This window comes from Streptomyces synnematoformans, from assembly GCF_039531005.1.
GTDB classification, from domain to species: Bacteria; Actinomycetota; Actinomycetes; order Streptomycetales; family Streptomycetaceae; genus Streptomyces; species Streptomyces synnematoformans.
Window position 1 is genome coordinate 1 of record NZ_BAAAPF010000237.1, and the last position, 11197, is coordinate 11197.

Consider the following 11197-nt stretch of genomic DNA (forward strand, 5'->3'; position numbering starts at 1 on the left):
CCCGGCGCCAGCCCGGCGCCGGCGAGCGCGCCGAGCCCCGCGGCGCCGCCGGCGAGGAGGCGGCGCCGGCCGACTCCCGGAGAGACGGGTGCGGGCGTGCGAACGTGTTCGTGCGGGGGTGTCATGCTGGACCTCCGGTCACTTGACTGCTCCGCTGGTGATGCCGGACACGATCTTTCGCTGGGCGACGAGGAACACGGCGATCATGGGCAGGCTCATGACCACGACGTACGCGAACACGAGGTGCCAGTTGTTCAGGTAGAGCTCGGCGCTCGCGACCTGGTACAGGTTCAGCGGCAGCGTCGCCCGGTCGCCGCCGCCCAGGACGAAGAAGGCGTAGAACATGTCGCTCCAGGCGTAGAGCATCACCATGATCGTGGCGGTGGCGATCACGGGCCTGAGGAGCGGCAGGATGATCTGCAGGAAGACCCGCAGCGGCCGCGCCCCGTCCATACGCGCGGCCTCCTCCAGCTCCGCCGGGATGGTGCGGACGAAGCCGGTCATGAAGAAGATCGAGGTGGACAGGTACATCCCGGTGTAGACGGCGACCATGCCGGGCCTGGTGCCGGCGAGGCCGAGCTGCCGCAGCTCCATGACGACGGTGATGACGGCGGGCGGCAGCAGCAGGCCGCTGATGGTCAGCGCGTACGCCGCGGTGACCAGCCGGGACTTGCGCCGCGCGAACACCCAGGCGGCGCCCGCGCCGAGGATCAGCACGAGCGCCACGGAGGGCACCACGACCAGCAGGGAGTTGACGAAGCCGCGGAGCATCTCGCCCTGGGACACGGCGTCCGCGTAGTTGCCGCCGGGCTGCCACCGCCGCGGCAGGTCGAGGTTCGGCCGGACCGCCTCGGCCTGCGGCTTGGCGGAGGTGACGGCGACCAGCCACAGCGGCACGCCGACGGCGAGTGCGGCGAGCAGCAGCACGAGGGCGGGGCGGCCGTAGCGCCACAGCGGTGGGACGCGGATGCCGGCGGCGCGCGGCGGCCGGGCGGGAGGCGCGGTCACAGCGTCTGCTCCCTTCGGCGCAGCCCGACGACGAGCGGGACGGCGATGGCGACCACCACCAGGAACAGCACGAGGCTCATCGCGGACGCCTGGCCGTACAGGCCCTGCCCGAAGATCCGGAACATGTAGATGTTGAAGACCTCGGTGCTGGCGGCGGGCCCGCCGCCGGTGGTCGCCTGCACGATGTCGAAGGTGTTCATCGAGCCGATGAGCGAGGTGGTGACGTTGAAGGTGACGGCGGGCGCGAGCATGGGCCAGCGCACCGCCCAGAAGGTCCGCCAGGGGCCGGCGCCGTCCACCCGGGCCGCTTCGAGCATGTCGCCGGGGACGCCCTTGAGCCCGGCGAGGTAGATCAGCATGGCGAGGCCCATCCACTTCCAGCCGTGGATCAGGCCGACGATCACCAGCGTCCAGGTGGTGGAGCCCAGCCACGGGATCTCCGTGCCGAGCGCCTGGTTGACGGCGCCTTCGGTGTTCAGCAGGGCCTGGAAGACGTAGCCCACGGCGAGCGCGGAGATGAGCACCGGGAGGAAGAAGACCGCGCGGAAGAACTGGTTGAAGCGGGTGTCGGCCTCCAGCAGCAGGGCCAGGGCCAGGCCGAACCCGTTCTGGAAGAGGGCGGCCAGGGCGGCGTAGAGCAGCGTGGTGCGCAGCGAGCGCAGCAACGAGCCGTCGTCGGCGATGGCCCGGAAGTTGTCGAGGCCGGTGAAGCTGACGTCCGAGTGGTACGCGGACCAGTCGGTGAACGGGTAGAAGAAGTTGAGCAGGTTGGGCAGCAGGAAGAAGCCGCCGAAGACGGCGATGGCCGGCAGCGCGAACCACCAGGGGTGGGTGACGGCCGCGCGCGGCAGCCGCCCCACGGGCCGCTGCTGTCTCCGCCGCTGTCTCTGCTCTCTCCGCTGTCTCCGCTGCTTCCTCCACCGCGTGCCTGTCTCCGCACGCGCCTGCGCCGCAGGGCGCGCGGGGACGGAGGGGTCGGTGGTGTCGGCGTGCGCCATGGGAACTCCCCCGCGGTCCTCTCCGGTCGGCGGTGTGCGCGGACGGCGGCGGGCTAGAAGCCGGGCGCGCCCTGGGCCTTGGCCACCTGCGCGAACTGGTCCTGGATGGCCTGGGCGACCTGCTCCGGCGTCTTCTTCCCGTAGAGCATGTCGGCGAGGTAGATGTGCGTGTCGGGGGCGACGATGGCCTTCGCCTGGAAGACGCCGATGGCGTCCGGCAACTGCTCCGCCTGCGCGACGGCGGTCTGCGGCAGCCCCGCGGGGTCGGGCACGTCCGGCTGAACGGACGGGATCTTCATCTCGGCGATGTAGTCCTCGTAGTCCGGGCCGAGCCAGAAGGCGATGAACTGGCGGGCGGCCTGCTCGCGCTGCTCGTCGCCGGTCTTGAAGGCGACGACGCCGTTGGTCTGGTCGGGCGAGTACATGCCGGTGGCGGAGGAGTTGGCGATCGGGAACCAGCCGATCCTCTCGTCGAGTTCGGCCGTGGTGTGCTTGGCCTGCAGCTGGGTCTGGAAGGAGGTGACGTTCAGCACCATGCCGGCGTCACCCGCCCAGAGGGCGTCGGCCTGTCCGGTGAACGTGCCGGTCCTGTGGTTCCGCTGCGCCAGCCCGGCGTCGAGCAGATCTTCCTTGTACGTCGTGACGGCGTCCACGACGGCCGGGTCGGTCCACTTCTCCTCGTTGCGGTTGAGGCGGTCCCACCACGACTTGTCGAAGTCGGTGAGCTGGACCTGCATCTGCCACTGCAGGGGCCACTGGTCCTTGCCGGCCTCGTAGAAGCCGGCCGCGTCCGTCTCGTCGACGACCCGGTGGCCGAGCTGCAGCAACTCGTCGTACGACCGGGGGAGGTCCTTCTCGGTGATGCCGGCCTCGCGGAAGACGTCCTTGTTGTAGTAGACGCCCAGCATGGCGGGGCTCGTGACGATCGCGGCGTAGCGGGTGCCGTCGATGACGCCGAGGGACCGCTCGGTGCCGCCCAGCTCGTCGACCCAGGGCTCGCCGTCGAGGACCTGGAGGTTCTGCTCGGGCCGGATGAACGGCAGCGTGGAGATGGACGGCTGCCAGAACATCAGGTCGGGCCGGTCGCCGGAGGCCAGCTTGGTCGGCACGTTCTGCTCGTACAGGTCGGGGACGGCCTGGGTGGAGACCTCCGCTCCGGTGGCCTTCTCGAAGGCGTCGACGACCTGCTCGGGCGCGTTGACGGTGTTCTGCGCGGTCCACATGGTCAGTTCGACGCCCTCCAGGCGGGCGGTCGGGTCCACCTCGGGGCCCGCGGCGGTGTCGTCCGCGCCGCCGCCCGCGCTGGGGTCGCTGCACGCGGAGGCGGTCAGGACGGCGGCGGCTATGAGTGCCAGGGCTGGGAGGAGTCTCTTCGTCACGGCTCTGCCTCGCTGCGTGTCGGACGGTCGGTCAGGTCGGGGGGACGGCGCCTGGATGCTGTCGCGGGGTGTGTCGCGGGGGGTGCTGCCGCGGGCCGGAGCTCTCCCGCGCCACCAGCTCGGGCGCCGACACCGGGTGCGGCGCCACCGTCGCGGACTCCTCCAGCACGCCGTGCAGCAGGCCGAAGGCGGCCCGCCCGAGCCCGGTGAAGTCCAGCCGCACGGTGGTGAGCGACGGGGTCAGGTACGCCGCGAGCGGGGAGTCGTCGAAGCCGGCCACGCTCACCTCGTCCGGGATCGCGCGACCCGCCTCGTGCAGGGCGCGCATGACCCCGAGGGCCAGGTCGTCGTTGCCACACAGGATCGCGGTGGCCGCCGGGTCCCGGGCGAGCCTGCGGCCCGCGGCGTACCCGCCCGCCGGGCCCCAGGACCCCTGCAGCGGCCGGGGCTCGGCGGCCCCGGCCTCCCTGAGCGCCTGCCGCCAGCCGGCGGTGCGGGCGCTGGTGCGGCGGGTGCTGGAGGGGATGGCGACGTAGTGCACGGTGTCGTGGCCGAGGGAGAGGAGGTGGCGGGTCGCCTCGTGGGCGGCCGCGCGGTCGTCGGCCCACACCCAGGGGCTCTCCCCGCCGGGCGGGCTCGCGGGCGTCTCGACGACGCCGACCACCGGGAGCCCGGCGGGGACGGCGGCCAGGGCCCGTACGCCCGCGCGGTCGTAGGCGATCACGATGAGGCCGCCGCCGGCGTCCGAGGCACGCTGCACCTCGGCCTTGACGGCGGCCTCGCCGGCCGATTCGAGCACGCCGATCCCGACCGCGTACGAGGCGGCGCGGGCGGCCTCCTCGATGCCCTGGAGGATCGACGCGTAGCCGTAGTGCGTGGTGTTGGCGGTGAGCACGGTCACGATGCGGCTGCGGCCGCTGGCCAGGGCGTGGGCGGTCGCGTTGCGGCGGAAACCCAGCTCCTCGATGGCGGTGAGCACCCGGTCCCGGGTGGCCGGGCGGACGCTCGGGTGGCCGTTGATGACCCGGGAGACCGTCTGGTACGAGACGCCCGCGGCGTCGGCGACGTCCCGGATGCTCGCCGGCCGGGTTGTGTGACCGGTCACATTCATGCGAGGATTGTGACCGGTCACACAGAGGCCGTCAAGAGGCCGTGACGCGGATTCGCACGACGGACGCCGCCCGTCCGGTGAGGCTCGTGGCCGGTTCCGGACGGACTCCCGTCAGGACCGGAGGGGAAGACGTTGGAGAAGCTGACGTGGGGCCACGCGGCGCTGACCGCCGAGTTCGACAGCGGCCCTGACGGCGTGCCGCGGCTGGCCGGGCTGGGCGGGGCGGGGGCGGCCCACGGCACGGGCCTCGCGGCGGCCCTCCCCCTCGTCGACCTCTCCGCCGTCGGCCACGGCGCCGCCTGGTCGGGCCCCCGCTTCACCGGTACGGCCCTGGGCGCACGGCTTCGCCACCGGCGGCACACCGTGGCCCGGGACGGCGCCTGGCACCTGCTCACCGTCGAACTCCACGACCCGGCCCTCGCGTTGACGGCCTCCGTCGAGTACTCCTCGCCCGACGGCGTCGGCGTGCTCCGCTCCCGGGTCCGGCTGCGCAACGACGGCCGGGCGCCGGTGGTCGTCCAGTCCGTCAGCAGCCTGCTCCTCGGTGCCCTCCCCGTCCCCGACCGGCTGACCGCGCTGCGCGCCCGCAACGACTGGCTCGCGGAGTGCCGGTGGTACACCGAGCCGCTGCGCGACGCGGTCGCCGACGTCAGCCTCGCCGCTCATGAGCACGACAGCCGGGCCGCCCTCGTCCTCGCCGGGCGCGGCAGCTGGCCCAGCGACGGCCACCTGCCCATGGGTGCGCTCGTCGAGGAGGGCGGCGCCGAGGAGAGCGGCCGGGCCTGGGTGTGGCAGGTCGAGTCCCCGGCCGGCTGGTGCTGGGACGCCGGCGAGTTCGCGGGCGGCACGTACCTGTCGCTGGGCGGCCCCACCGACGCCGAGCACCAGTGGCGCGTGCGGCTCGACCCGGGCGAGGAGTTCGTCACCGTCCCCGTCGCCCTGGCCCTCGGCTCCGGCTTCGACGACGCGCTGGCCGCGCTCACCGCGTACCGGCGTGCCGTCCGCCGCCCGCACCCGGACCACTCGACGCTGCCGGTGGTCTTCAACGACTACATGAACACCCTGATGGGCGACCCGACGGCGGAGCGTCTGGAGCCGCTCATCGACGCCGCCGCCGCGGCCGGCGCCGAGTGCTTCTGCATCGACGCCGGCTGGTACGACGACACCCGCAGCTGGTGGGACGGCGTGGGGGAGTGGCAGCCGTCGCGGCGCCGCTTCCCCGACGGCATCCGGGCCGTCCTCGACCGCATCCGCGAGCGCGGCATGGCGGCGGGGCTGTGGCTGGAGCCCGAGGTGGTCGGGGTGCGCAGCCCGGTCGCGGCCGCGCTGCCCGACGACGCCTTCTTCCAGCGCGACGGCATACGGATCGAGGAACAGGGCCGCCACCAGCTCGACCTGCGCCACCCGGCGGCCCGCGCGCACCTCGACAAGACGGTCGACCGCATCGTCGGCGACTGGGGCGTGCGCTACCTCAAGCTCGACTACAACATCACGATCGCCCCGGGGACCACCGGCCCCGGCGACCTGTCGCCCGGCGGCGGACTGCTCGGCCACGCCCGCGCGTACCTGGAGTGGCTGGCCGAGGTGCAGGACCGCCACCCGGGCCTGGTGATCGAGAACTGCGCGTCCGGCGGGATGCGCATGGACGGCGCCACGCTCGCCGTCACCCAGGTGCAGTCCACCAGCGACCAGCAGGACCCGCTCCGCTACCCGCCGATCGCCGCCGCCGCCCCCACCGCCGTACCGCCGGAGCAGAGTGCCGTGTGGGCCTACCCGCAGCCGGAGTTCAGCGACGCCGAGAACCTCCTCACCCTCGGCGGCGCCCTGCTGGGCCGTATCCACCTCTCCGGCCACCTGGACCGCATGGCGCCGCACCAGTTCGCCCAGGTGCGGGCCGCGGTGGCGGTCTACCGGGAGATACGCGGCGACCTGCCGCGGTCCGTGCCGTTCTGGCCGCTCGGCCTGCCGGGCTGGACGGACGACTGGCTGGCGCTGGGCCTGCGCCCCGGCGACGGGCGGAACGGCCCGGTGTACGTGTCGGTGTGGCGCAGGGGCGACGCCGCCGGCGACGCGGTACGCACCCTGTCCGTGCCGTACCCGGCCGCCCGGCTCGTACGGGCCGAGGTCCTGTACCCGGCCGCGGCGGCCGAGGGCGCGACGGTCAGGGCCGACTGGGATGCGGACCGCGCCGAGCTGACCGTGGCGCCGGGCCCGGGCCCGGCCTGCGTACTCGTCCGGCTCACCTGACCACGAGCCGCCGGCGGCGGCAGCGGACCGGCACCCCCTCCCCGGCGGGCGGCCGCGGCCTGGCCCTGACCGGGACTCGCGCCCCGGTCAGGGCAGTTACGCGCGCGCGGGCGCCGCAGCCCGTGGGGCTACCGGACCGCCGGCTCGTAGGGGCACTTGTGCTGGTACCGGGCGACGCCGCTGGTGTCCGCCATCTGCGGGCAGAAGAACCGGGTGTAGCGGGTGTCGTTGTCGATGAAGACCTTCAGCCACGGGATCGTCAGGCGCGTGACGTTCACGTTCCCCCACACGGGGAACCCGTGGCCGCCGCCGCTGAGCTGGACGTACGCGCCGGGGGTGCCGGCCGGCAGCGTGGCGTAGAGCTGGTCGAGGGCGCCCGGGGTGATGACGGTGTCGTCCTGCGCGCCCATGATCATCGTCGGGACCTGGAGGTTGGACGCGTCCTGCGAGAACGAGGCGGGCGCGAACGGGACCGCGGCCTGGAGGTCCGGCCGCTGGGTGGCCGCGTGGATGGCGCCGCCGCCGCCCATGGAGTGGCCCATCACGCCGAGCCGACCGGCGTCGACGCGGTCGCGGACGGGGCTTTCCCGGGTGAGGTAGTCCAGCGCGGCCAGCAGTTGCCGGCCGCGGGCGTCGTCCCAGTCGGTGGGGCTGTTGGTGTCGATGCCGATGACGACGAACCCGAAGGACGCGATCCAGTGCCCCATCCAGGCGCCTTCGGCGTCCCAGCTCGCGGTGTAGCCGGGCACGACAGCGACGGCACCCCAGGTGCCGAGGCTGGTGTCGGTGGGGTAGTAGATCTTCCCGCCGTTGAAGCCGTGGCCGGGCCCGACGCTGATCTCCTCGGTGGCGAACGTGCCGCGCTGGGCCCTGACGCTCTCCACGGTGGGGTCCGGGCCCCGCTGGTAGTCCTCCTGGGCGGCCGCGGGTTGCATCGCGACGACCGCCATGAGGACGCTGAGGACGGCGGCGAGCGCGGAGGCGCCGAGCCTGCCCGCCCCGCTTCGGGTACGGGGTCGGGCCCGGCGGCCGGCCGCGGAGCCCGCGGGCATCGCGGTCCCGGTGCTGCTGCGTTGCATGATCGTGTTCCTCCTTCTCGCTGGTGTGGCTTGCCGATAAAGGGCCGGATCACGGGACACCGGGACTGTGTACTCGGGTCAGGCGGATGAGACGTTAAATGTCTGGGGTAGCGGGCGCAACCGTGCTTTCACGGGGCGGAAAACCTAGTGTGGGAAGGGCCGCCACTCGCGCCTGAGCAGCCCGAACACCCACGAGTCCGATACCTGGCCGTTCACGACGCAGTCTTCGCGCAACGTCCCCTCACGCACGAATCCGACTTTCTCCAGGACCCGGGCGGACGCGTCGTTGCGCGTATCGGCCTCGGCCTGGACCCGATTCAGATCCAGGGTGTCGAACGCCCACCTCAGCAAGGCGTGCGCGGCTTCCGTCGCGTAGCCGTGGCCCCACATCGGCTCGTCGAGGCAGTACCCCAACGACGCGCTGCGGTAGTCCGGGTTCCATTCGGTCAGGGCACACCAGCCGACGAAGGCCCCGTCGGAAGCACGGTCGATGGCCACCCGTGCCCCGGTGCCTTCGTCCGCCATCTTCCGGCACATCGCGAGGAAGCGGGCGGCGCGGGCCCGTTCGTGCCACGGCGGGGAGTCCCAGTAGCGCATCACGTGGGCGTTGCCGTGCAGCGCGAAGAGGAAATTCGCGTCGGCGTCGGTGAAGGGGCGCAGGCGCAGGCGGGCGGTGTGCAGAGTGGGCGTGGCCAGAGTCATGCGGACCATCCTGCGTCCCGCGGGCCGGGCGGCGCACCGCATATCCGGCCCAGGCGCCGGGTGGTGGCCGGCCGGGGGAAGGCGGGAGAGAAAGCGTTTGCTTGTATCGTTTCACAAAGTGCCCGTGAGCCTGGAGCCTGCCGTGAGGCGACTCCCACCACCCCAACCGCGAGCAACGGACCCCTCCGCGCAAGACCTCCTGCCGCAGGGATTGTTGGTCGGCTACCCGGCTGTTACCGTCCTCGTCGAAACGTTTCAGCGAGCGTTTCCTCCGACATGACTCCGTCCCCGGGAGCGCATGTATGGCAGTCGACCGTCGGACCTTCGTACGCACCAGCGTCACCGGCGCCGCGGCCGCGGTCGTCGCCGGCTGGCGGATCGGTGACGCCGCCGCCCGCCCGCCGGGGCGCGGACCCGGCCGGATCGACCGCCGAGCCGTCGTCGCCCGGCATCCCGTGATCCGTACCGCCGGCAACCCGGAGACACCCCTGCAGGTCGGCAACGGGCAGTTCGCGTTCGGCGCGGACATCACCGGTCTGCAGACGTTCCGGCCCTTCGCCACCATGTCCCACTGGGGCTGGCACACCGACCCGCTGCCGCCCGGGGAGACCCCGGCCGACTACCGGGGGCAGGTGTGGGACACGCACGGCCGGCCGGTGCGCTACGACATCGAGGACCCGGACCATCCGGCGATCTCCGAGTGGCTGCGGGCCAATCCGAACCGGATGAACCTCGCCCGCATCGGGCTGCGGCTGCTGCGCGCCGACGGCACCGAGGCGGCCGAGGCCGACCTGCGGGACCGGCGTCAGGAGCTGGACCTGTGGACCGGCATCCTGCGCAGCCGCTTCACCCTGGAGGGCCGCGAGGTGTCGGTGGTGACGAGCTGCTGCCCCGACCTGGACGCGGTGGCCGTGCAGATCGACTCCCCGCTGGTGGCCGAAGGGCGGCTGGGCGTCTTCCTCGACTTCCCCTACGCCAGCGGCAAGGACAAGTTCTCCGCGCCCTACGTGGGCGTGTGGGACCGCCCCGGGGCGCACACCACCCGGCTGCGGACCCTCGGCCGCGGGCGGGCGGACATCGCCCACACGCTGGATGACGCCGCCTACCACGTGGGGCTCGCCTGGGCGGGCGCCGGGGCGCCGTCGCCCGTCCCCGGCCGGCCGCACCGCTACCTGCTGCTCGGCGACCGCCGCCACGGCGGACGGCGGTCCGAACGCATCGAGCTGACCTGCCTGTTCGCCCCCCGGCAGGCCGCCCAGGTGCCCGCCGCGGGGGCCGTCGCCGACGCCGGTGCCCGGGCCTGGCCGCGGTTCTGGGACTCCGGCGGCGTGGTCGACCTCTCGCGGAGCACCGACGCGCGGTGGCGGGAGCTGGAGCGCAGGATCGTGGTGAGCCAGTACCTGATGGCCGTCAACGAGGCCGGGGGCAGCCCGCCGCAGGAGTCCGGGCTGGTGAACAACGGCTGGTACGGCAAGTTCCACATGGAGATGTACTGGTGGCACGGCGCCCACTACGCGCTGTGGAACCGCTGGCCGCTGCTCCGGCCCAGCCTGGACGTCTACCGCGGCTTCCTGGACTCCTCCCGGCAGCGGGCCGCCGAGCAGGGCTACCGCGGCGCCCGCTGGCCGAAGATGACCGACCCCGGCGGGCGCGCGGGACCCGGCGAGATCAACGCGCTGCTGATCTGGCAGCAGCCCCACCCCGTCTTCCTCGCCGAGCTGGACTACCGGGCCCACCCGCGCCGCCGGACCCTGCGCAGGTGGCGGGAGGTCGTCTTCGCCACCGCCGACTTCATGGCCTCCTACGCCCACCGGGAGGAGCCGGGCCGTTACGTGCTCGGCCCGCCGCTGCACCTGGTCTCCGAGAACAGCGACCCCAGGGACACGGTCAACGGCGCCTTCGAGCTGTCGTACTGGCGCTTCGGCCTGCGGCTGGCGGCCGAGTGGCGGCGGCGCCTCGGGCTGCCGCCCGAGCCGCGGTGGGAGGCCGTGCGCCGCGGCCTGGCGGAGCTTCCCGTACGGGACGGGCTGTACGTCGCCCACGAGCGCGCCGAGAACATGTGGACCGACTACGTCAACGACCACCCGGCGGTGACCGGCGTCTACGGCTGGCTGCCGGGCGACGGCGCCGACGTGGACACCGCGCGCGCCACGGCCCGCAAGGTCTGGGACCACTGGGCGTGGGACCAGGCGTGGGGCTGGGACTTCCCGATGCTGGCCATGAACGCCGCGCGGATCGGCGAACCCGGGCGCGCGGTGGACTTCCTGCTGCACGAGAACCTCGCCTTCGACGACGCCGGCTACCCCGTAGGCGGCACCCGGGTCCCCACGCCGTACTTCCCCGGACCGGGAGGTCTGCTGTACGCGGTGGCCATGATGGTGGCCGGCTGGGACGGCGCCGAGGGCGACGCGCCGGGCTTCCCCGCGGACGGGACGTGGCACGTCCGGTGGGAGGGGCTCAGCCGGGCGCCGTAGCGGCAGGGCGCGCGGAGCCGGGCCGTTGCGCACCTGACCGGCGGCCACCACACACAGCCCAGGAGGCACAGATGGCATCACCATGGTCGCGGCGTACGTTCCTGGCGACCGGGGGCGCGGCGGCCGCGCTCGGCGCGGCGTCCGGAGCAGCCGCTCCCGCCGCCGCCCGCGGCTCCCGGGGCGGCGGCCGGGGGCGACC

General features: G+C 73.5%; 8 protein-coding genes. 2 read left to right on the forward strand and 6 right to left on the reverse strand.

What is annotated here, in order from left to right; all coding sequences use genetic code 11:
- Window positions 1-138: 138 nt before the first annotated feature.
- From ABD317_RS26900 to ABD317_RS26915, 4 genes are all read right to left on the reverse strand, one after another.
- Window positions 139-954, reverse strand: a complete 816-nt coding sequence (locus ABD317_RS26900) for a carbohydrate ABC transporter permease (RefSeq protein WP_425582446.1) — start codon at window positions 952-954, stop codon at window positions 139-141.
- Window positions 955-1004: 50 nt separating this feature from the next.
- Window positions 1005-1868 carry a carbohydrate ABC transporter permease gene (locus ABD317_RS26905; RefSeq protein ID WP_344292825.1) on the reverse strand — a complete coding sequence of 288 codons (864 nt, stop codon included), beginning with the start codon at window positions 1866-1868 and terminating at the stop codon, window positions 1005-1007.
- 191 nt (window positions 1869-2059) lie between these two features.
- On the reverse strand, window positions 2060-3385 hold the full coding sequence (locus ABD317_RS26910; protein WP_344292827.1) for an ABC transporter substrate-binding protein: 1326 nt from the start codon (window positions 3383-3385) through the stop codon (window positions 2060-2062).
- Window positions 3386-3416: 31 nt separating this feature from the next.
- Window positions 3417-4496, reverse strand: coding sequence for a LacI family DNA-binding transcriptional regulator (locus ABD317_RS26915; protein ID WP_344292829.1), 1080 nt, complete (start codon window positions 4494-4496; stop codon window positions 3417-3419).
- A gap of 132 nt (window positions 4497-4628) precedes the next feature.
- Between ABD317_RS26915 and ABD317_RS26920 the strand changes: the two genes are divergently transcribed.
- Window positions 4629-6743, forward strand: a complete 2115-nt coding sequence (locus tag ABD317_RS26920; protein ID WP_344292831.1) for an alpha-galactosidase — start codon at window positions 4629-4631, stop codon at window positions 6741-6743.
- A 128-nt stretch (window positions 6744-6871) separates the two neighbouring features.
- Here ABD317_RS26920 and ABD317_RS26925 read toward each other — a convergent pair whose 3' ends face one another.
- A complete protein-coding gene (locus ABD317_RS26925) occupies window positions 6872-7822 on the reverse strand; it encodes a dienelactone hydrolase family protein (RefSeq protein WP_344292833.1) in 951 nt (316 codons plus the stop codon).
- A gap of 144 nt (window positions 7823-7966) precedes the next feature.
- Window positions 7967-8524 (reverse strand): GNAT family N-acetyltransferase, encoded by a 558-nt coding sequence (locus tag ABD317_RS26930; protein WP_344292835.1) that lies wholly within the window; start codon window positions 8522-8524, stop codon window positions 7967-7969.
- A gap of 302 nt (window positions 8525-8826) precedes the next feature.
- Between ABD317_RS26930 and ABD317_RS26935 the strand changes: the two genes are divergently transcribed.
- Window positions 8827-10998, forward strand: a complete 2172-nt coding sequence (locus ABD317_RS26935; RefSeq protein WP_344292837.1) for a hypothetical protein — start codon at window positions 8827-8829, stop codon at window positions 10996-10998.
- Window positions 10999-11197: the final 199 nt, after the last annotated feature.